Source organism: Shinella sp. CPCC 101442, assembly GCF_024704725.1.
GTDB lineage: Bacteria > Pseudomonadota > Alphaproteobacteria > Rhizobiales > Rhizobiaceae > Shinella.
On sequence record NZ_JALIQS010000002.1, the window covers coordinates 343,833 to 364,279 of the forward strand.

Annotated in this window: 19 protein-coding genes; 7 read left to right on the plus strand and 12 right to left on the minus strand. The window is 63.6% G+C overall.

Translation table 11 applies throughout. From position 1 onward, the window contains the following. Positions 1–32: 32 nt before the first annotated feature. From MUO32_RS06890 to MUO32_RS06905, 4 genes are all read right to left on the minus strand, one after another. Positions 33–1,325, minus strand: coding sequence for an MFS transporter (locus tag MUO32_RS06890; RefSeq protein WP_257947484.1), 1,293 nt, complete (start codon positions 1,323–1,325; stop codon positions 33–35). Positions 1,326–1,398: 73 nt separating this feature from the next. After that, positions 1,399–1,800 (minus strand): MarR family winged helix-turn-helix transcriptional regulator, encoded by a 402-nt coding sequence (locus MUO32_RS06895; protein WP_257947485.1) that lies wholly within the window; start codon positions 1,798–1,800, stop codon positions 1,399–1,401. A gap of 129 nt (positions 1,801–1,929) precedes the next feature. Continuing rightward, positions 1,930–2,379, minus strand: a complete 450-nt coding sequence (locus MUO32_RS06900) for a DNA polymerase III subunit chi (RefSeq protein ID WP_257947486.1) — start codon at positions 2,377–2,379, stop codon at positions 1,930–1,932. Positions 2,380–2,386: 7 nt separating this feature from the next. Next, the gene (locus tag MUO32_RS06905; protein WP_257947487.1) at positions 2,387–3,877 is read right to left on the minus strand and encodes a leucyl aminopeptidase; all 1,491 of its coding nucleotides are present in this window, start codon (positions 3,875–3,877) and stop codon (positions 2,387–2,389) included. Between the two features lie 271 nt (positions 3,878–4,148). On the opposite strand from MUO32_RS06905, the gene lptF reads away from it, so the two are divergent. The 6 genes from lptF to rsmA all read left to right on the plus strand — a co-directional run bounded on the left by lptF (position 4,149) and on the right by rsmA (position 11,794). Beyond that, entirely contained in the window at positions 4,149–5,333 is a 1,185-nt protein-coding gene (gene lptF, locus MUO32_RS06910) for an LPS export ABC transporter permease LptF (protein ID WP_257947488.1), read from the plus strand. Further along, a complete protein-coding gene (lptG, locus tag MUO32_RS06915) occupies positions 5,330–6,412 on the plus strand; it encodes an LPS export ABC transporter permease LptG (RefSeq protein ID WP_257947489.1) in 1,083 nt (360 codons plus the stop codon). Before lptF ends, lptG begins: the two co-directional genes overlap by 4 nt. Then, positions 6,412–8,745, plus strand: coding sequence for an LPS-assembly protein LptD (locus tag MUO32_RS06920; protein ID WP_257947490.1), 2,334 nt, complete (start codon positions 6,412–6,414; stop codon positions 8,743–8,745). Before lptG ends, MUO32_RS06920 begins: the two co-directional genes overlap by 1 nt. Positions 8,746–8,879: 134 nt before the next feature. Beyond that, on the plus strand, positions 8,880–9,824 hold the full coding sequence (locus MUO32_RS06925; protein WP_374708608.1) for a peptidylprolyl isomerase: 945 nt from the start codon (positions 8,880–8,882) through the stop codon (positions 9,822–9,824). A gap of 108 nt (positions 9,825–9,932) precedes the next feature. After that, entirely contained in the window at positions 9,933–10,967 is a 1,035-nt protein-coding gene (pdxA, locus tag MUO32_RS06930) for a 4-hydroxythreonine-4-phosphate dehydrogenase PdxA (protein ID WP_257947491.1), read from the plus strand. Continuing rightward, positions 10,967–11,794, plus strand: coding sequence for a 16S rRNA (adenine(1518)-N(6)/adenine(1519)-N(6))-dimethyltransferase RsmA (rsmA, locus tag MUO32_RS06935; RefSeq protein ID WP_257947492.1), 828 nt, complete (start codon positions 10,967–10,969; stop codon positions 11,792–11,794). The genes pdxA and rsmA overlap by 1 nt, the downstream gene beginning before the upstream one ends. Before the next feature lie 24 nt (positions 11,795–11,818). Here rsmA and gmk read toward each other — a convergent pair whose 3' ends face one another. The 7 genes from gmk to fabD form a co-directional block, all read right to left on the minus strand. Further along, a complete protein-coding gene (gene gmk, locus MUO32_RS06940; protein ID WP_257947493.1) occupies positions 11,819–12,478 on the minus strand; it encodes a guanylate kinase in 660 nt (219 codons plus the stop codon). Positions 12,479–12,481: 3 nt separating this feature from the next. Continuing rightward, a complete protein-coding gene (locus MUO32_RS06945; protein ID WP_257947494.1) occupies positions 12,482–13,369 on the minus strand; it encodes a YicC/YloC family endoribonuclease in 888 nt (295 codons plus the stop codon). A gap of 208 nt (positions 13,370–13,577) precedes the next feature. After that, positions 13,578–14,759, minus strand: coding sequence for an endolytic transglycosylase MltG (gene mltG, locus MUO32_RS06950; RefSeq protein WP_257947495.1), 1,182 nt, complete (start codon positions 14,757–14,759; stop codon positions 13,578–13,580). 163 nt (positions 14,760–14,922) lie between these two features. Further along, positions 14,923–16,182, minus strand: coding sequence for a beta-ketoacyl-ACP synthase II (fabF, locus tag MUO32_RS06955; protein WP_257947496.1), 1,260 nt, complete (start codon positions 16,180–16,182; stop codon positions 14,923–14,925). Positions 16,183–16,292: 110 nt separating this feature from the next. Next, the gene (locus MUO32_RS06960) at positions 16,293–16,529 is read right to left on the minus strand and encodes an acyl carrier protein (protein ID WP_018327362.1); all 237 of its coding nucleotides are present in this window, start codon (positions 16,527–16,529) and stop codon (positions 16,293–16,295) included. Positions 16,530–16,812: 283 nt separating this feature from the next. Then, positions 16,813–17,550, minus strand: coding sequence for a 3-oxoacyl-[acyl-carrier-protein] reductase (gene fabG / locus MUO32_RS06965; protein ID WP_244760511.1), 738 nt, complete (start codon positions 17,548–17,550; stop codon positions 16,813–16,815). Positions 17,551–17,574: 24 nt separating this feature from the next. Then, positions 17,575–18,519 (minus strand): ACP S-malonyltransferase, encoded by a 945-nt coding sequence (fabD, locus tag MUO32_RS06970; protein WP_257947497.1) that lies wholly within the window; start codon positions 18,517–18,519, stop codon positions 17,575–17,577. A 191-nt stretch (positions 18,520–18,710) separates the two neighbouring features. On the opposite strand from fabD, the gene MUO32_RS06975 reads away from it, so the two are divergent. Continuing rightward, positions 18,711–19,754: an aldo/keto reductase gene (locus MUO32_RS06975; protein ID WP_257947498.1), complete on the plus strand. Its 1,044-nt coding sequence runs from the start codon at positions 18,711–18,713 to the stop codon at positions 19,752–19,754. Positions 19,755–19,827: 73 nt separating this feature from the next. Here MUO32_RS06975 and MUO32_RS06980 read toward each other — a convergent pair whose 3' ends face one another. Next, entirely contained in the window at positions 19,828–20,301 is a 474-nt protein-coding gene (locus MUO32_RS06980) for a VOC family protein (RefSeq protein WP_257947499.1), read from the minus strand. Between the last annotated feature and the right edge of the window lie 146 nt (positions 20,302–20,447).

Here is a 20,447-nt window from a genome sequence, read left to right on the forward strand (position 1 = left end):
CGCTTCGAGCGGGCCTTTTCTATTCGGCATCCTCACGCCTGCGCGGCAAGCGGAGCCGGTTGCGGCCGCTTGAGCAGCATCACCGAGAGCGCCGCGAGGATGCACATCAGGCCGGCGATCTGCAACGCGGGCATGTAGGTGTTGAAGTCGCTCTTCAGGTAGCCCGCGCCGAAGGCGGCGGTCGCCGCACCCAGCTGGTGGCCGGCGAAAATCCAGCCGAAGACGAGGCCCGCTTTTTCGCGGCCGAAATTCTCCGCAGCGAGCTTGACCGTCGGCGGCACCGTCGCGACCCAGTCGAGGCCATAGAAGACGGCGAAAACCGAAAGCTCGACGAAGCCGAAGCCCGAGAAGGACAGGTAAAGCAGCGACAGGCCACGCAGCCCGTAGAACCAGAACAGCAGGACACGGTTGTCATAGCGGTCGGAGAGCCAGCCCGCGAAGACCGTGCCGAAGAAATCGAAGATGCCGATGACGGCGAGCGTGCCGGCCGCCGTAACCGCCGCCATACCGAAATCGCCGCAAATCGAGATCCAGTGGGTCTGGATCAGGCCGTTGGTGGAAAGGCCGCAGACGAAAAACGTGCCGAACAGAACCCAGAAGACGGCATTGCCGGAAACACTCTTCAGCGTGACGAGCGGGGCCAGCAGCGTGGCGCGCAGGCTGTGATCCTGCCTCGGCGGCGTGACGATGGCCGTCTCGCCATAGGCCGGCAGCCCTACATCGGACGGGTGATCGCGCATCAGGAGCAGGACGAGCACCATGGCGGCAGCGATGACCGCGACGGAAAGCGTCAGCGCCGTGCGCCAGCCATAGGTCTCGGTCAGCGCGGCAAGCAGCGGCAGGAAGACGAGCTGGCCGGTGGCGTTGCTTGCCGTCATCAGGCCGACGACCAGGCCACGACGCTTGGAGAACCAGCGGGCGGCAACGGTCGCGCCCAGAACCAGCGCCGTCATGCCGGTGCCGACGCCGATCACGACGCCCCAGAGAACCAGAAGCTGCCAGACTTCCGTCATGAAGAACGAGACGACGATGCCGCCCATGATGAGCGCCAGCGCCGTTCCCACCACTTGACGGATTCCGAAATGGTTCATGAAGGCCGCAGCGAAGGGGCCAAGCAGACCGAAGAGCACCAGCCGCACCGCCATGGCCGAGGAAATGTCGGCGATATCCCAGCCGAATTCCTCATGCAGCGGCTGGATCATCACCCCGGCCGAGCCCATTGCGCCGGCAGTCGCCAGCATGGTGAGGAAGGTGGTGGCCGCCACCACCCAGCCATAATGCAGGTTCCGATCCGCCATCCATCTGGCAACGCGTGTGGACACCATGAGTGAAGTTCCTTTGCTGAGCGCCGGCGGGCGGCGGATTTTGCGGGCATATACCCTTTTATGCGTAAAAAAATCAGAGCACCGCGAGGAGTTCCCGCAACCGGTCGATACCATCGGGTCCGAGCCGCGCTTCGATATCCTCCTGCACGGAATCCCAGAGTGGCCCTCCCGCCTTCAGGATCACCCGGCCTGCGTCGCTCACCGTCAGCGTCGCCTCGCGCTGGTCCTTGCCGGGACGGATATCCACCAGCCCCATGCGCTCCAGCACCTTTGCATTGCGGCCGACCGTCGAGCGGTCGAGTTCGACGCGTGCGCCGAGGTCCGTCAGGGAGACCGGCGCCATGCGGTCGATGTTCCTGAGAAGGCTGAACTGGGCGATATTCACGCCAAGCGGCGCCAGCGCTTCGTCATAGTAGGACGAAACCCTTCGCGACGCCTTGCGCAGCACGATGCAGTGGCAGATATCCTTGCTCATTTTTCGGGTATATACCCACGAACGCGCTTCTGCAAGACAGGAGACATGGCTGCCGTCGCGGAAAGGGCCGGCAATGGCCACTGTCCACTAGGCGGAGCGGCAAACGGGGTCGGTGCAGGACGCCGGGGCTCAGGCCTTCTTCATCCAGCGCCCGTCGCTGTTCTGCTGCCAGTAGGTGAGCTGGTGCCCCTCGCCCTTCAGCCGTTTCCAGTGCGCGCGCGCCGTCTCGACTTCCGCCTGGTCGTAACCGTCGAACATGAAGATCACGCGCTCGTAGGCATCGAGCGGCGGCGGTGCCGCACCGGCGACCAGAAAGCGCACGGTCGCGGCATTGGCATTGTCGGGCGTCGTCGTCAGAAGCACAGGCTGGTCTGCCGCGAAAGCCTGCTCGTCAGTGCCGTGCGGCAGGAAACTGTCCTCGCGAAAGGTCCACAGATGCGTATCGAGCGCATCGCGCCGCTCCGCATCGCCCGTCTGCACGACGACGCGCCAGCCGCGCTCGAGGCTCTTGTCCAGGAGCGGCGGCAGCGCGTCTTCGAGCTTCGATTCGGTCAGATGATAGAAGAGGACTTCGCTCACCCTCTCCTCACCCTTCGTAATTCGCGCGCACCATCTCGTCGAGCAGGCGCACGCCGAAGCCGGAACTCCAGGACTGGTTGATCTCGTCGGTCGGCGAACCCAGAGCGGTGCCGGCGATGTCGAGATGCGCCCAGGGCGTATCCTTGACGAAACGCTGCAGGAACTGCGCGGCGGTGATCGCGCCGGCATAGCGGCCGCCGGTGTTCTTCATGTCGGCGAACTTGCTGTCGATCATCTTGTCGTATTCGCGGCCGAGCGGCAGGCGCCACAGGCGTTCGTTCGTCGCAAGACCGGCGGCGGTGAGGCGACCGGAAAGCGTGTCGTCGTTGGAGAACAGGCCGGCATGGTGGCTGCCGAGCGCGACCATGACCGCACCGGTCAGCGTCGCGAGGTTCACCATGAACTGCGGCTTGAAGGTCTCGTTGCAGTACCAGAGCGCATCGCACAGCACGAGTCGGCCTTCGGCATCGGTGTTGATCACCTCGATCGTCTGGCCGGACATCGACTTGACGATATCGCCGGGGCGCTGGGCGTTGCCGTCGGGCATGTTTTCCACAAGGCCGAGGATACCCACGACATTGGCCTTGGCCTTGCGGGCAGCGAGCGTGTGCATGAGGCCGATGACGGCGGCCGCGCCGCCCATGTCGCCCTTCATGTCCTCCATGCCGGCGGCCTGCTTGATCGAGATGCCGCCCGAATCGAAGACGACACCCTTGCCGATAAAGGCGATCGGGCGATCCTTCTCCTTACCGCCTTTCCAGTGCATGACGGCAAGGCGCGGCGGACGCACGGAGCCCTGGGCGACGCCGAGCAGCGCCGCCATGCCGAGCTTCTTCATCTCGCGCTCAGTGAGGATATCCACCTCGACGCCCAGCTTTTCCAGCGCCTTGGCCTTGTCGGCGAACTCCACCGGGCCGAGCACGTTGGCCGGCTCGTTGACGAGGTTACGGGCGAGAATCACGCCCTCGGCGACGGCTTCGGAAACCTCGTTCGCCTTCTTGGCAGCACTTGCACCGGCGGTGACGAGCGTAACCTTCACGGCCTTGCCGCTTTTCGCCTCTTCGTCGTCGGTCTTCTTCGTCTTGTAGGTATCGAAGCTGTAGGCGCCGAGCTGCATGCCAAGAGCAAAGTCGGCGGCGTTCGTGGCCGTCAGGGTTACACCCGGGGCGTCGAGATAGACGGTGGCCTTGTCCGTGCCGCGGATTTTCGTGGCGGCAGCGCCGCCGGCCTTCAGCCAGTCATGGGCCGTCAGCTTGTCCGCCTCGCCAAGGCCGATCACGACGATGCGGTCGGCAGAGGCGCCGTGCGGCGCGAGAACGTCGAGTGTCTTCAAGGCCTTGCCGGTGAATTTCGCAATACCGGCGGCGCGTTCGACGGCACCGTCCGGATCGACATCGCCGGTGCCTGCCGCTGCCTCTCCGGCAACCTGCAGGAGAATCGCAAGCCCTCCGGAAATGCGCGCCGTCTTTGCAAAACCGATATCGAAGGTGGAAGCCATGAATTTACTCCGCATGGGGGCCGTTCGGCCTGTGAGCGCTTTGGGATCACCCCGAAAGACCGCAAATCGCATCAATTCCTTGTCGCTTTTGCGGCGCTTGGCAAGATGCGAGACCTTGTTTACAGATGGTTAGGCATGCTTGTTCGCCATAAATTTTCCTTGTCGGCGGAGACTCTGCGCTATGGCATCAGCCTCAAGAACGCTTATATGCCCATCCAGTTGCGACGGGCGTCATGAACCGGAGCCGCTTGTCGGAAACGCGGACTAAACGATGAAATTGATCGAGCGCTATATCCTGCGGCGGGCGTCGCTCATGTTCGTCGCCACGCTCGTGCCCCTGCTCGGCATCGTCTGGGTGACGCAGGCGCTGACCAACATCAACCTCGTCACGGACAGCGGCCAGTCGACCTTCGCCTTCCTCAAGCTCGCAACGCTCATCCTGCCCTCGGTCGTGCCGATCATCCTGCCCTTCGCGCTGGTCATCGGCGTCGCGCAGACATTGACCGTCATGAATTCCGATTCGGAGCTCACTGTTTTGAACTCCGCAGGCAGCTCTCGCATGACCATCATCCGCCCGGTGATGATGCTTGCCGTGGCGATGAGCTTCGTGTCCTTCGCCGTCGACAACTTCGTCGAGCCTTATTCACGGATGGCCGTGCGCAAGATGATCGCCACGGCCCACGCCGACATGCTGTCCGCCGTGGTGCAGGAAAACACCTTCCGCAAGATCACCGACGGCCTCTATGTGCAGGTGGCGCAGCGCCGCAACGGCGGCGTGCTGCACGGCCTCTTCGTTGCCGATACGCGCGATCCGCGCTTCGAGATGGTCTATTATGCCCGCGAGGGCGCGGTGGACGAAAACAGCTCGGCGCTGGTCATGAAGGACGGTGAGGTTCACCGGAAGCTGCCGGATGGCAATGTCTCGATCATCAAGTTCGATTCCTACGCCTTCGACCTCGCGGACCTGACCCAGAGCGCCGGTGCCTCGAATATCCGCGCCAAGGATCGGGATTTGCTCTATCTGCTCAACCCCGACCCGGAAGATCCCCACTACAAGAAGGAGCCCGGCTCGTTCACGGCGGAACTGCACCGCCGCTTCACGGAATGGCTTTTCCCGGCTGTCTTCGGCCTCATCGCCCTCGTCGTGAGCGCGGACGCGCGCTCGCATCGCGAGGCGCGCGTGCATCCCATGATCACCGCGCTGCTGACGGCGCTCTTCGTGCGATGGGTCAGTTTCTATGCGGCGAACAATGCGGAAGGCTCCGTCACCTTCATCATCATCATGTATCTCGTCCCCATCGCCACTGCGGCCCTTGCTATCCACCACCTCGGTCGCAACAAGACCCTTGAACTCCCCGTCAGCTTCGGGGAGCGGCTGACGGACCTGCGCGATCGCCTGCTGGCGCGCCTTGGCAAAGCCGGTCACGCCTCCTCCGGCAAGAGTGGCCAACCATGATCCCCACCCTCGGTTTCTACTTTTTCCGCCGCTACGCCATCACCACCTTCTGGTTCCTGCTCGGCATCTTCTCGCTGATCTTCATCATCGATTTCAGCGAAATGTCGAACCGTGTCGGCGGGCTGCCGGGCTATTCGGTTTCCAGTGGCCTCGTCGTGACGGCGCTGCGTATTCCGACGATCCTGATGCAGACGGTGCCATTCGTCGCGCTGTTTGCCGGCATGGCGGCGCTCATCTCGCTCAACCGTCGCTATGAACTGGTCGTCACGCGTGCCGCGGGCATTTCGGTCTGGCAGTTCCTCCGCCCCTTCGTCATTGGCGCCTTCCTTTTCGGCGTTCTGGCGGTCCTCGCGATCAATCCGATTGCGGCCTGGGGATCCAAGAAGGCCCTGGAGCTGGAAGCCGGCTGGGGCGCCACCAACGCCTCGCGCCCCGAAAACGCCGTTCCCTGGCTGCGTCAGATCTACGAGGGCGACCAGGCGATCATCGGAGCAAAGGCCGTTCTCGACAATGGAACGCGCCTGCTCAACGTCACCGTCATCCACTTCGATGACGAGAACCGCATCGGGCTTCGCCAGGATGCCGATTCGGCGACTTTGGAAGATGGTTACTGGCTGCTTAAGAACGTACACGAGACACGCAACGGTGAACTCCCGGTTCGTCTCGACGAGGTGCAGCTTCGTACCAACCTGAAACAGGAATTCGTATCGGAGAGCCTTGAAAAGCCTGAATCCATTCCGTTTTTCAGGCTTGGCCGGAAGATAGAGGTGGCAAAGTCGTTCGGTTTCCCCACGGATGCCATGGAAACGCAGTTCCATTCCATGCTGTCGCTGCCGCTGCTTCTGGTAGCAATGACGCTGATCGCAGCCTGTGTATCATTAAAATTTAGCCGGTTTAATCAATCACGTGCGGTGATTCTGGGTGGCATCCTTTCCGGCTTCATGCTTTATGTCGTCACCGTGCTTGTGAAGGCATTCGGAAGCAGCGGTGTTGTTCCTACGTTCGTTGCGGCCTGGCTCCCAGTGGTCGTCGCAATGTCGTTGGGTGCGACGATTCTTCTGCATCAGGAGGACGGCTAGTGGCGGCAGGTGACCGCAAAACGAATCGGTGGTTGAAAGCCGCCCTGCTTGCAGGTGCGGCCATGTGCGCCATTGTGTCCGGTTCGGCCCTCCCCGCGCAGGCCCAGGCACCGAATATCGGTGCGATGGAACCCAACCTTCCCGATGACGCCAAGCTGCTGCTGGCGGCCAACGAACTCGTCTATAACAACGACAGCGACAAGGTGATCGCCCGCGGCGCGGTGCAGATCAACTACGGCGGCTACAAGCTCGTCGCGCGCCAGGTGGAATACGACCAGAAGACCGGCCGACTGAAGGCCATCGGCAATATCGAGTTGATCGAGCCGACCGGCAACCGCGTCTATGGCGACGAGATGGACCTGTCGGACGATTTCGCGAACGGCTTCATCAATGCGCTGCGCATCGAGACGACCGACCTTACCAAGCTGGCGGCGACCAGCGGCGAGCGCGTCAACGGCGAGGAACTGATCCTCAATCACGCCGTCTATACCGCCTGCACGCCCTGCGCCACCAATCCGACTCACCGTTCGCTCTGGGAAATCAAGGCCGAGCGCGTCGTTCAGAACGGACGCACGCACACGATCCGCCTCGAAAAAGCGCGCTTCGAGATGTTCGGCAAGCCGATCGCCTATATCCCCGTGCTTGAAATGCCGGACTATACAGTGAAGCGGAAGACCGGTTTCCTCTTCCCGCAGTTCAACTACGCGCAAAAGCTCGGCCTCGGCATCACGACGCCCTACTATTTCGCCCTCGCGCCGGACATGGACGCGACGGTCTCGCCGACCATCCTGACCCGCCAGGGCTTCCTGGCCGAAGTGGAATTCCGCAAACGCTTCCACAACGGCCTCGTGACGCTCAGGGCCGCCGGCATAAGCCAATGGAACCCTTCGTCCTTCGATGACAATACGAGCGACCAGCGCGACGGTTTCCGTGGCATGGTCGCTTCCGAAGGCCAGTTCAAGATCAATCCCCGCTGGACGTTCGGCTGGGACGTGATGCTGCAAAGCGACAACAACTTTTCGCGCACCTATGAGCTCGATGGGCTCAAGGATCGCATCCACACGAACCAGGGCTACCTGACGGGTCTTGGCCGCCGCAACAGCTTCGACCTGCGCGCCTTCTATTTCGACGTGCAGGATGCCGATCCGGACAGCAAGCTGGAACGCCAGCAGGCCATAGCCCAGACGCTGGATCACGAATACATCGTGCCCCAACCGGTGCTTGGTGGCGAACTCAGCATCACCACGAACATCACCAATATCCAGCGCGACCTTGCCGATTTCTATTCGCTCGGCGCCAGCGATCGTTTCCGCGGGCTTGAAGGCGGCACGACGCGCCTGACCAGCGAGCTGGAGTGGAAGCGCCAGTTCATCGTGCCGGGCGGCCTCGTGCTGACCCCGATGCTGGCCGCGCGCGGCGACATGCACCGCCTCGATATGACGGCGCCTATCGGCTATGACGGCACTTACAACACGGACGACAGCGCGACACGCACCATGCTGACCGCAGGTCTCGAGGCGCGCTATCCGATCCTCGCGACAACCGCCAACAGCACGCATCTCTTCGAGCCGATCGCACAGCTCTATGCCCGCCCGGACGAGGACTATGCCGGCGGCCTGCCGAACGAGGATTCCCAGAGCTTCGTGTTCGACGCGACGAACCTTTTCGAACGGGACAAGTTCTCTGGCTTCGACCGGATCGAGGGCGGCTCGCGCGCCAATGTCGGCATGCGCTACACCGGCACCTTCGACAATGGCCTTCGCCTGCGCAGCATCGTCGGCCAGTCGTTCCATCTCGGCGGCGTGAACTCCTTTGCGAGCGACGATCTGGTCAATGCCGGCGCGAATTCCGGCCTCGAGACCGATGCCTCCGATTTTGTCAGCATGGCCGGCATAGATCTGCCGAACGGGCTTTCGCTGGCCTCCAGCGCCCGGCTCGACAAGGATGACCTGTCCGTGCGCCGGTCCGATACGTCGCTGCGCTTCGATGGCGCGCGGTTCGAGACCGAGATCACCTATACGCGCATCGCCGCGCAACCCGACTACGGCCTTGCAAAGAACGCCAGCGAAATCCAGACCGCCGCAGCCTTCAAGTTCCAGGACTACTGGTCGGTATTCGGTTCGCTGACCTATGATCTGCGCAGCCACAGCCTGTCGCGCAACGGCGTCGGCTTCTCCTACGACGACCGGGACACGGTTTTCTCCATCGTCTACGAACAGACGCGCGACAAATCGAACTCGACGGCGAACGACTGGTCGATCGGCGCACGGCTCATGTTCCGCACGCTCGGCGACGTGCGTGTGGGCGACACGACGCTGACGGGCTTCGAGTAGGCGCCCGGCCGCTCTTGTCATTGTTTGGCCGCATGTATTATGCACATCCGGGAGAAGCGTCCGCCGCCGATGGGCCGTGCGCGCCGTATGGCGCGCTGAAGCGGGCGCGCAATGGGTTTGGGAAAGGGACTGGCATGATGGGCAGGCAATCTCTGGTGCGTTCCATGATGATGGGCGTTGCACTCGCTGCGGCCGTGACGATCGTGGCCCCTGTCGGCGCTGTCCAGGCCGCGGGAAGCACGGTGGTGGCGGTTGTCAACAATTCGCCGATCACCTCCGGTGAAGTCGAGCGACGCGCCGCATTTCTGCGCCTGCAGCGCGCCAAGGGCAATGTGCGTGCGCTGGCCCGCGAGCAGATGATCGACGACGCCCTGAAGCGTGCGGAAATCCTTCGGGTGCGGGCATCTGTCAGCGCGGCGGAGGTCGATGCGTCCTATGCCCGCTTCGCTGCGACGAACAAGATGACCCTGCAGCAGCTCGGCCAGGTCCTTGATCGCGCCGGCGTCGGCTCGGAACATTTCAAGCAGTACATCGCCCTGCAGATGAGCTGGCCGCGTGTCGTCAATGCACGCTACGCAAACAGCGGAACCAACGGCAAGTCGCTGGTGGAACGCATGCAGGAAAACGGCGGCAAGAAGCCGGTGACCACCGAGTACTTCCTCAAGCAGGTCATCTTCGTCGTGCCGGAAAAGCGCCGCAACGCCATTCTCGGCAAGCGCAAATCGGAGGCGGAAGCCTCGCGCTCGAAATTCCCCGGCTGCGACCAGGCCAAGGTTTTCGCCGCGACCATGCACGACGTGTCGATCCGCGACCTGGGCCGCGTGCTTGCGCCGCAATTGCCCGAGGACTGGAAGCCGCTGATCGAGAAGTCGAACGGCCAGACGACCGGTACGCGCGTCACCGAACGCGGCGTCGAATATCTCGCGATCTGCAAGAAGCGCGAAGTCAACGACGACGTGGCCGCGGAAATGGTCTTCCGCGCCGAGGATCTCGCCAAATCCAAGGGCAACGAAGGCGACGAGAACAGCAAGAAGTACATCGCCGAGCTGCGCAAGAAGGCGACGATCACCGAGCGCTGATCTCCCGTTTCGGTAAACCGCTCAGGCGCTTTTGCCGGACTTGCAATCGGCTCAGGCGCTCCGCCATGCGCGGCGCGCTTCCCGCAAAACGCTTTTGGCAGGCATCCCATGACAATGACGCAACTTCCTCCGCTGGCGCTCACCATGGGCGACCCGGCGGGGATCGGGCCGGATATCACGCTGGCCCTGTGGTCTGCCCGCCGGTCTCTCTCGCTGCCGCCCTTCCTCTTCATCGGCGACGCCGCGGTTTTGCGCGCGCGCGCCATCGCCTTGGGCCTCGACGTCGCCGTGACATCCGCCACGCCGGAAACCGCGGCAGATATTTTTCCCGATGCCCTGCCCGTCCTCGCCTGCGATTGCGCCATTCCCGCTCTAGCCGGCGAACCGGATTCCAAAAACGCTGCCGCCATTCTCGGCGCGATCGAGACGGCGGTGGCACTCACAATGGCGGGGAAAACCGCCGCTGTCGTGACCAATCCCATCGCCAAGGCCGTGCTCTACGATGCCGGCTTCGGCTTTCCCGGTCATACGGAATTCCTCGCCGATCTCGCCGCAAGAGCAACCGGCCGCGACGCGCTGCCCGTCATGTTGCTTGCCGGACCGAAATTGCGCGCCGTTCCCGTGACGATCCATATCCCGCTGAAGGACGTGCCGGCGGCACTGACGGAAGACCTCATCGTCGAAACAGCCGTCATCACCGAACGCGATCTGCGCCAACGCTTCGGCATCGCCAAGCCACGCCTTGCCATCGCCGGCCTCAATCCCCATGCGGGCGAAGGCGGCGCGCTCGGGCTGGAGGACGATGCGATCGTGCGGCCGGCCGTCGAACGCCTGAAGGCAGCCGGCATTGCCGCTGTCGGCCCCCTGCCCGCCGATACGATGTTCCATGACGCCGCCCGCGCCACCTATGACGTGGCGCTCTGCATGTATCACGATCAGGCGCTGATCCCCGCCAAGGCGCTCGGCTTCGACGATTCCGTCAACGCGACGCTCGGCCTGCCCTTCATCCGCACCTCGCCCGACCACGGCACCGCCTTCGCCATCGCCGGTAAGGGCATCGCCCGACCCGACAGCCTGCTGGCAGCCTTGCGCCTCGCGCAGGAACTCGCGGCACATGCGCGCGACGCAGAGGAGACCCGCTGATGGCTGCCCTCGACGGACTTCCACCGCTGCGCGACGTGATCCAGCGCCACGGGCTCGACGCCAAGAAGGCGCTCGGCCAGAATTTTCTGCTCGACCTGAACCTCACGCAAAAAATCGCCCGCACCGCTGGCCCCATCGAAAACCACACCGTCATAGAGGTGGGCCCCGGACCTGGTGGCCTGACGCGCGCCATCCTCGCCCTCGGTGCCAGGCGTGTGATCGCCATCGAGCGCGATTCCCGCTGCCTGCCGGCGCTTGCGGAAATCTCGGACCATTATCCGGGTCGCCTGACGGTCATTGACGGCGATGCCCTGAAGACGGATTTCGAGGCGTTGGCGCCGGGCGAACCCGTCCGCATCATCGCCAACCTGCCGTACAATGTCGGCACGCAGTTGCTGGTCAACTGGCTGCTGCCGAAGTCCTGGCCACCCTTCTGGGAATCGCTGACGCTGATGTTCCAGCGCGAAGTGGGCCTGCGGATCGTGGCGGACGAGAACGACGACCACTATGGCCGCCTCGGCGTGCTCTGCGGCTGGCGCACCGATGCCCACATGGCTTTCGACGTGCCACCACAGGCCTTCACGCCGCCGCCGAAGGTGACGTCCTCTGTCGTACACCTCGAACCCATCGCCAATCCCCTGCCCTGCGATGTGGCCGCCCTGGAGCGCGTCACCCACGCCGCTTTCGGCCAGCGTCGCAAGATGCTGCGCCAGAGCGTGAAATCGCTTGGTGGGGAAGCCCTGCTGGCACGCGCGGAGATCGATCCGCAGCGGCGCGCCGAGACTTTGAGCGTGGAAGAATTCGTGCGGCTGGCGAACGCCCTTTAAAACGGGCGCCCGCTTCCTTTCCGATTACAGAACCGGTTTCTCCGTCACCAGCCTGGTCACGAATTCGAACAGGCCATGGCGCCTGTCGCGGCGCAGGCGCTCGGCCTTGACAATGCTCTGCACAGCGTCGAAGGCGACCGAGAGATCGTCGTTGAGGATGACATAGTCATATTCCCGCCAGTGCTCGATTTCGGCGCGGGAATTGGCAAGGCGGGTCTGGATGACCTCTTCGGTGTCCTCGGCGCGGCGGTGCAGGCGCGATTGCAGCTCGGTCATCGACGGCGGCAGGATGAAGATGGAGACCACGTCGGCCGGCATCTTCTCCTGGAGCTGCTGGGCACCCTGCCAGTCGATGTCGAACAGCATGTCGCGGCCGCCGGACATGGCTTCCTCCACCGGCTCGCGCGGCGTGCCGTAGAAATTGCCGTGCACCTCGGCCCATTCGAGCAGCGCGTCACCGTCGCGCAGGCGTTCGAATTCCTTGTGATTGATGAAGTGGTAGTGCCGGCCGGCGATCTCGCTGGCCCGGCGCTGGCGCGTGGTGACGCTGACCGACAGGCTGAGACCCGGATCGGCCTCCAGCAGGTTGCGGGCGATGGTCGACTTGCCCGCACCCGACGGCGAGGAGATGACGAGCATGAGCCCGCGGCGTTCGATTTGAATATGCTTCGACGGCTCGGCCATGGCCTACTCCAGATTCTGGACCTGTTCGCGGAACTGGTCGATGACGACCTTCAGTTCGATACCTGCAGCCGTTACAGCAGCGGCGTTCGACTTGGAACAGATCGTATTCGATTCCCGGTTAAATTCCTGTGCGAGAAAATCGAGCTTGCGGCCGATCGGCCCGCCTTCGGCGATCAGGTCGCGCGCCGCACGGACATGCGCCTTCAGCCGGTCGATCTCTTCGCGCAGATCGGCCTTGGTGGCAATCAGCGCTGCTTCCTGATGCAGCCGGTCGCGATCGAGCGCCGTCGTGCCCTGCATCAGCATGGCGACCTGTGCCGAAAGCCGCTCGGCAATCGCCGAAACGCTGCGCGAAGGATCGGCCTCGACAATCGCCGTCAGCGCCTCGATACGGGCGACCTGCCCGAGCAGCACTTCGGCAAGGGCTGCTCCCTCCTTGCGCCGCATGTCGGCGAGACAGCGGATCGCTTCGGCAAAGCCGGCGCGGATGCCGGCGTCGCGCGCCGTGCGTTCGGCTTCGCTCTCCTCCGCCTCGCGGAAATCGACGATACCGCGCATGGACAACAGCGTGTCCAGCTTCAGCGGCGCGGGATCGATGGTGCCGGCAAGCTGGTCGCGCAGTGCCAGAACGGCGGCGAGCGCGCCCTGGTTCACCACAGCCTCGACCTGAGCCTCGCTGACGCTGCTCGCAAGCCCGATCTGGAGGTTGCCGCGCGAGAAGGCATCGCCGGCCAGGCGGCGGACATCCGCCTCCAGCGCTTCGAGGCCGGGCGGCAAGCGGAGCCTCAGATCCAGCCCCTTGCCGTTCACCGAGCGCAGTTCCCACGCCCAGCGCGTGCGCCCGCTGGTTCCCTCGACCCGCGAAAAGCCGGTCATCGATTGCAATGTCATGTCAGCCTCCAGTGGCGCCGCACCGAAAAGGGAGGCAGCCGGATGCGCGCATCCCGCGCGCGATCAATTTCTCAAAGTGAAGCAGTTTCACGGGGTTGGAAACCGGCAAGGGTGCGGAACCCCGCGCGATCCACATCAAAGGTGACGCCACCCTAAACAAAACGGCCCCGGGCGGAAGCGCCGGGGCCGTTCAGGAGAGGTATGCCGACTACTGGGACGTGGTGGCTTCCGTTTCCTTGGCGGTTTGCGCCGCCTTTTCCGCTTCCAGCTTGCGCCAGCGGCGGACATTCTGGTTGTGCTCGTCCAGCGTCTCGGCGAACACGTGGCCGCCCGTGCCGTCGGCGACAAAATAGAGGTCGCTGGTGCGCGAGGGGTTGGCGACGGCTTCCAGCGCCGCGCGACCGGGATTTGCGATCGGCGTCGGCGGCAGGCCCTTGATGATATAGGTGTTGTAGGGCGTCTGCTTTTCGAGGTCCGACTGGAAGATCGGCCGGTCGGCAGGCTTACCCTCGCCGCCGAAGATCCCGTAGATGATCGTCGGGTCGGATTGCAGGCGCATGCCCTTGTCGAGACGGTTGAGGAAGACCGAGGCGACGCGCGGGCGCTCGTCGGCGCGGCCGGTTTCCTTCTCCACGATGGAGGCGAGCGTCACGAATTCCTCGCGCGTGGCGACCGGCAGGTTGTCGTCGCGCTTGTCCCAGATCTGGTCGATCATGGTTTTCTGCGCATCCCGCATCTGGTGCAGGATATCGGCGCGCTTGGTGCCGCGCGAGAACTTGTAGGTATCGGGCATCAGCGTGCCTTCGACCGGCAGTTCCTGCGGCAGGTCGCCTTCCAGCACCGGATCGTCCTGCAGACGCTTGAACACCTGCTTGACCGTCAGGCCCTCGGGCACCGAGACGCTGTAGAGGATCGATTTGCCGGACTTCAGAAGCTCGACGATCTCGCGCATGGTCGCGCCGGATTTGATCTCATATTCGCCGGCCTTCAGCGTGTCGCCGTCGAGATAGATGCGCGACAGCACACGGAAGACACGGCTGTCGGTGATGATGTTGTTGCGCTCGAGATTGGCGGCGATCTCGTTCGTGCCGGCGCCGGCGCGCACGATGAAGTTCGTGTTGGCCGTCGAAGGACCGGCCTCCTCATAGCTCTTCACGCCATAATAGAAGATGCCGACACCGACGAGCGTCGCGAAGACGATCACGGTCATGACGAAATTCAGGAAGATGACGATCTGGCTGCGGGCCTTGCGCGAGCGGCGGCGGCTCGGGGGCTCAGGCACCTGTTCGGGGCGCAGGGCCTCGCTGGCGGACTTCGGAATGATGCGCGGCTGGCCGGATGCCTCGCCGCGGCCAAACTGGGTCTCGCCGGGTTCGTTCGTGTCGCTCACGGACTGTCCTCATAAGTTCTGGCATTGCTCGACGTGTTCAGCAGAGCAATACGGCAAAAGCAGGATGAACCCGCTCTTCACATTCGGCTGTGCAGCGCGGCGGGACCGAGGCCCCAAGCCGGGCGGGTGTGCGGCGCGGCGGGGCGAAAGCCCCGGACCGTGGTCAGGCGTAACGCTTCAGAACGAGCGATGCGTTCGTTCCACCGAAGCCGAACGAGTTTGACAGCGCCACGTTGATCTCACGCTTGCGGGCCTTGTGCGGCACAAGGTCGATCGCCGTCTCGACGGCGGGATTGTCGAGGTTGAGCGTCGGCGGGGCGATATTGTCACGGATCGCCAGCGCCGAGAAGATGGCTTCGACCGCGCCGGCGGCACCGAGCAGGTGGCCGATGGCGGACTTGGTGGATGACATCGAGAGGCGGGACGCCGCATCGCCGACCAGACGCTCGACAGCACCAAGCTCGATCGTGTCGGCCATCGTCGATGTGCCGTGCGAGTTGATGTAATCGACTTCGCTCGCCGGAATGCCGGCGCGCTTCAGCGCCATCTGCATGCAGCGATAGGCGCCGTCGCCGTCTTCCGAGGGCGCGGTGATGTGGTAGGCATCGCCCGACAGGCCGTAGCCGACGACTTCAGCATAGATCTTCGCGCCGCGTGCCTTGGCGTGTTCCAGCTCCTCGAGAACGACGATGCCGGCGCCCTCCCCCATGACGAAACCGTCGCGGTCGCGGTCATAGGGGCGCGAGGCTGCGGTCGGGTCGTCGTTGCGCTCGGTCGACAGCGCCTTGCAGGCGGCGAAGCCGGCGAGCGCGATGCGGCAGATCGGGGATTCGGCGCCGCCGGCGACCATGACGTCGGCATCACCCAGCGCGATCAGGCGGCTGGCATCGCCGATGGCGTGCGCGCCGGTCGAACAGGCGGTGACGACGGAGTGATTGGGGCCGCGCAGCTTGTGTTTGATCGACACCTGGCCGGAGGCGAGGTTGATCAAGCGGCCGGGAATGAAGAAGGGCGAGACGCGGCGGGGACCCTTGTCACGCAGCGTGTAGCCGGCTTCGACGATGCCATCGAGGCCGCCGATGCCGGAGCCGATGAGCACGCCGGTCGCGATCTGGTCTTCGTCTGTCTTGGGATGCCAGCCGGCGTCGATGAGCGCCATATCGGCGGCGGCGACGGCGTAGGTGATGAAGGGATCGACCTTGCGCTGTTCCTTCGGCTCCATCCACTGGTCGGCATTGTAGGTGCCGTCAGTGCCGTCGCCGAGCGGGATCGAGCAGGCAATCTTTGCGGGGAGATCGTCGACCTCGAAGGTCGTCACCCTGGCAGCGCCGCTGCGGCCTTCGAGAAGGCGGCTCCAGGTTATTTCGGTGCCACAGCCAAGCGGGGATACCATGCCGGTACCCGTGATAACGACACGCCTCATCGTCCGTGATCCACCCTATCGAATTCTATGTCTCTGCCCCAAGAGGAGGTATGGCCTCCGGGAGGAGACCGGGACGGGCCGCTTCAAAGCGGCCCGCCGGCATCAAATGATCAGGCCTGGGCCTTTTCGATGAACTTGACGGCGTCGCCGACCGTCAGGATCGAGTCAGCGGCGTCGTCCGGGATCTCGACGCCGAACTCTTCTTCGAACGCCATGACCAGTTCGACGGTGTCGAGCGAGTCCGCGCCAAGATCATCGATGAAGCTTGCGCCTTCGCTGACCTTTTCGGCGTCAACGCCCAGATGATCAATGACAATTTTCTTTACGCGTTCTGCTACGTCGCTCATGTCGGATTCCTCGACCTTTGTTTTTTTGATCGGCGCGTTTCACAGCGCCGGGCACTCAACACGCCCGATATGCCTCAAGAACATATCCGGCAATCTCTTCAACCGGCAATGCGGCATCGGCGATACTGTTCCATACCGCGCGATTGCTCAGGCATTTGCCCATCGACTGCTGACAGTCATGGCCCGATTAACACGGTTTAAGTCTGTCGCAAAGTGTGAAAATGGCCGGTGCGCCAGCGGTCAACATGCAATTCATGCCGTCGAGACTGGCGCTCCATCCACCTTAGATCATCGCCATGCCACCGTTTACATGCAGGGTCTGGCCCGTCATGTAGGACGCTTCCGACGAGGCGAGGTAAGCGACGGCGGATGCGACCTCCGTGCCGGTGCCCATGCGCTTCATGGGAATGGCCCCCATGATCGCTTCCTTCTGCTTGTCGTTCAGCTTGCCGGTCATCGCACTTTCGATGAAACCGGGGGCGACGCAGTTGACGGTGACGTTGCGGGTCGCGATTTCCTGGGCCAGCGACTTGGTGAAGCCGATCATGCCGGCCTTGGAGGCGCAGTAGTTGGCCTGGCCCGGATTGCCGGTGACGCCGACGACCGAGGTGATATTGATGATACGGCCGTAGCGGCGGCGCATCATCGGGTGGGTGAGTTCGCGCGTCAGGCGGAAGACCGCCGTCAGGTTGACCTCGAGAACGGCATCCCAGTCGTCATCGCTCATGCGCACGAACAGGCCATCCTTGGTGATCCCGGCATTGTTGACGAGAATATCGACGCCGCCGAGTTCGGCTTCGGCCTTTTCGCCGAGCGCCTTGACTTCGGCGCGGTCGGAAAGGTTGGCCGGGAAGATCTGGACGCGTTCGCCGAATTCGTTGGCGAGCGTTTCGAGTTTTTCCACGCGGGTGCCGTGAAGACCGACGATCGCGCCCTGCGCGTGCAGGATGCGGGCGATCTCCTCGCCGATGCCGCCGGATGCGCCGGTAACAAGTGCCTTGCGGCCGGAAAGATCAAACATGGTTGCGTTCCTTATGGAAAGAGATCAGCCGAGGAGCGCGGCAAGCGCGCTGTCGATGTCTGCGGGGGTGTTGATGGCGATGCCGGTGGCGGACTTGTCGATGCGGCGCGCCAGACCTGTCAGCACCTTGCCGGAACCGACTTCATAAAGCGTCGTCACGTCATTCTTGCCGAACCATTCGACCGTCTCGCGCCAGCGAACCTGGCCGGTGACCTGCTCGACGAGAAGGCGCACGATCTCCTGCGGATCGCTGACGGGTGCTGCACGGACGTTGGCGATGACGGGCACCACCGGCGCCTTGGCCTCGACGGCAGCCAGCGCTTCGCGCATGGCATCGGCGGCCGGCGCCATCAGGGCCGAATGGAAGGGGGCGGAGACGGAGAGCATCAGCGCGCGCTTGGCGCCCTTCTCCGTCGCAAGCCGGGCTGCGACCTCGACGGCCGGCTTGGAACCGGAGATGACGAGCTGGCCGCCGCCATTGTCATTGGCGATCTGGCACGAGCCACCCTTGGAGGCTTCCTGACAGATCGCTTCGACATCCGCCTGCTCCAGGCCGATGATCGCGGCCATGGCGCCCTCGCCGACCGGAACGGCCGATTGCATGGCATTGCCGCGAATGCGCAGCAGTCGCGCGGTGTCGGCAAGCGAGAAGGTGCCGGCGGCGCAGAGCGCGGAATATTCGCCGAGCGAATGGCCGGCGACGTAGGAGACCTTGTCCTTCAGCGACAGGCCGCGCGCTTCAAGTACGCGCATGACGGCGATGGAAACGGCCATCAGCGCCGGCTGGGCGTTCGCCGTCAGCGTCAGGATGTCCTCGGGGCCTTCGAACATGATGGCGGACAATTTCTGGGCCAGCGCATCGTCGACTTCGGCGAAAACGGCGCGCGCTTCCGGGAAGGCTTCGGCGAGTTCCTTGCCCATGCCGACAGCCTGGCTGCCCTGGCCGGGGAAGGTGAATGCTACGCTCATAGGGGTTTCTCCCGTCTTCTGTTTCCTTTTCCATTCACATTCCAGCCCGTCAAGTCAAGGCATTGCGCCCTGAAGCACCCTTCCCGGCCCGTCCTTTCCAAGGCCTTGCACAGGGAATCGCCCTCCCCGTCTTGCACTTCACGGCAGGCCGCCTACATTCGCGCGGTTCCCACAAAAGGATTTTCCCTCCCATGAAATACAATCCGCTCGGCAGGACCGGCATGAGCGTGTCGGAGATCTGCCTCGGCACCATGACCTGGGGATCGCAGAACAGCGAGCAGGAAGCCCAAGACCAGCTCGACTACGCGTTCTCTGAAGGCGTCAACTTCATCGACACAGCAGAACTTTATCCCACCACGCCGCTTTCGCCGGAAACCTACGGCGATACGGAACGCTTCATCGGCAACTGGATGAAAGCGCGCGGCAACCGCGACAAGGTTATCCTCGCCACCAAGGTCGCCGGCCCCGGCCGGCCCTACATTCGCGGTGGCGCACCGATGAGCCGCAAGGGCATCCTGGAGGCGATCGACGACAGCCTCCAGCGCCTGAAGACCGACTATGTCGATCTCTACCAGCTGCACTGGCCGAACCGCGGGCATTATCACTTCCGCAACGCCTGGAGCTACGAGCCGGCCAAGCAGGACCGCGAAAAGGTCGCCGCCGAGATCGAGGAAATCCTCGATACCATCGGCGAGATCGTCAAAGCCGGCAAGGTTCGTGCACTCGGCCTGTCCAACGACACCGCCTGGGGCACGATGCGCATGCTGGCCCGCGCGGAAGAAAAGGGCCTGCCGCGCGTCGCGTCCATCCAGAACGAGTACAACCTGCTCTACCGGACCTACGACCTCGACCTTGCAGAACTGTCGCATCACGAGGACATCGGCCTGCTCGCCTATTCGCCCCTCGCCGCCGGCCTCCTGACCGGCAAATATCTCGACGGCGCGCGCCCGGAGGGCTCGCGTCTCACGAAGAACGGCGATCTCGGCGGACGCTACCAGCCGCTGCAAGAGCCGGCGGTCAGGGCCTATGTGGAGATTGCGAAGGAAAACGGCATAGACCCCGCGCAGATGGCGCTGGCCTTCTGCCTGACGCGGCCCTTCATGGCCTCGGTCATCATCGGCGCGACGTCGATGGAGCAGCTGAAGACCAATATCGGATCGAAGGACCTGACACTTTCGGCCGACGTGATGAACGGCATCCGCCGTATCCACCGGCTCTATCCGGCGCCGATGTAAAGCAAAACGGGCGGCCCGGTTATGGGCCGCCCGTATCGCATCGATGGACTTCCGTCGTGAGACTTTCAATGCCTCAGCCGCGCCGGGCCGCCTCGATTGCGGCGACGTCGATCTTCTTCATCGTCATCATCGCGTCGAACGCGCGCTTCGCCTCGCCGCCACCGGCAACCAGAGCCTCCATGAGAACGCGCGGCGTGATCTGCCAGGAGATGCCCCATTTGTCCTTGCACCAGCCGCATTCACTTTCCTGGCCGCCATTGCCGACGATCGCATTCCAGTAGCGGTCGGTCTCTTCCTGATCTTCGGTAGAAATCTGGAAGGAAAAGGCTTCGTTGTGCTTGAAGGTCGGACCACCGTTCAGGCCGATGCACGGTACGCCGGCGACCGTGAAGCCCACGACAAGGACCTCTCCCTGCTTTCCATCGGGGTAGTCGCCGGGCGCACGGGTAGTCTCTCCCACAGCGCTATCGGGAAACGTCGCGGCATAGAAACGGGCTGCCGCTTCGGCATCCTTGTCGAACCACAGGCAGATCGTGTTCTTCGGCATTGGGCATCCTCCTATCTTTGATCGCAGGCCGTCGGTGACGGCCGATACCTGGAAGACGTGCGATCCCGCGGCAAGCCGACATCGTGTTTGAAAAATAGTGCAGGAACCGAAAGAAACCCGCCGTTTCCGGCGGGTTTCCAGTCGTG

Bases quoted from the DNA above. Each gene is read 5' to 3' on its own strand.
- MUO32_RS06890 (WP_257947484.1), bottom strand. From the start codon at position 1,325: ATGGTGTCCACACGCGTTGCCAGATGGATGGCGGATCGGAACCTGCAT.
- MUO32_RS06895 (WP_257947485.1), bottom strand. From the start codon at position 1,800: ATGAGCAAGGATATCTGCCACTGCATCGTGCTGCGCAAGGCGTCGCGA.
- MUO32_RS06905 (WP_257947487.1), bottom strand. From the start codon at position 3,877: ATGGCTTCCACCTTCGATATCGGTTTTGCAAAGACGGCGCGCATTTCC.
- lptF (WP_257947488.1), top strand. From the start codon at position 4,149: ATGAAATTGATCGAGCGCTATATCCTGCGGCGGGCGTCGCTCATGTTC.
- lptG (WP_257947489.1), top strand. From the start codon at position 5,330: ATGATCCCCACCCTCGGTTTCTACTTTTTCCGCCGCTACGCCATCACC.
- MUO32_RS06925 (WP_374708608.1), top strand. From the start codon at position 8,880: ATGATGGGCAGGCAATCTCTGGTGCGTTCCATGATGATGGGCGTTGCA.
- pdxA (WP_257947491.1), top strand. From the start codon at position 9,933: ATGACAATGACGCAACTTCCTCCGCTGGCGCTCACCATGGGCGACCCG.
- rsmA (WP_257947492.1), top strand. From the start codon at position 10,967: ATGGCTGCCCTCGACGGACTTCCACCGCTGCGCGACGTGATCCAGCGC.
- gmk (WP_257947493.1), bottom strand. From the start codon at position 12,478: ATGGCCGAGCCGTCGAAGCATATTCAAATCGAACGCCGCGGGCTCATG.
- MUO32_RS06945 (WP_257947494.1), bottom strand. From the start codon at position 13,369: ATGACATTGCAATCGATGACCGGCTTTTCGCGGGTCGAGGGAACCAGC.
- fabF (WP_257947496.1), bottom strand. From the start codon at position 16,182: ATGAGGCGTGTCGTTATCACGGGTACCGGCATGGTATCCCCGCTTGGC.
- MUO32_RS06960 (WP_018327362.1), bottom strand. From the start codon at position 16,529: ATGAGCGACGTAGCAGAACGCGTAAAGAAAATTGTCATTGATCATCTG.
- fabG (WP_244760511.1), bottom strand. From the start codon at position 17,550: ATGTTTGATCTTTCCGGCCGCAAGGCACTTGTTACCGGCGCATCCGGC.
- fabD (WP_257947497.1), bottom strand. From the start codon at position 18,519: ATGAGCGTAGCATTCACCTTCCCCGGCCAGGGCAGCCAGGCTGTCGGC.
- MUO32_RS06975 (WP_257947498.1), top strand. From the start codon at position 18,711: ATGAAATACAATCCGCTCGGCAGGACCGGCATGAGCGTGTCGGAGATC.
- MUO32_RS06980 (WP_257947499.1), bottom strand. From the start codon at position 20,301: ATGCCGAAGAACACGATCTGCCTGTGGTTCGACAAGGATGCCGAAGCG.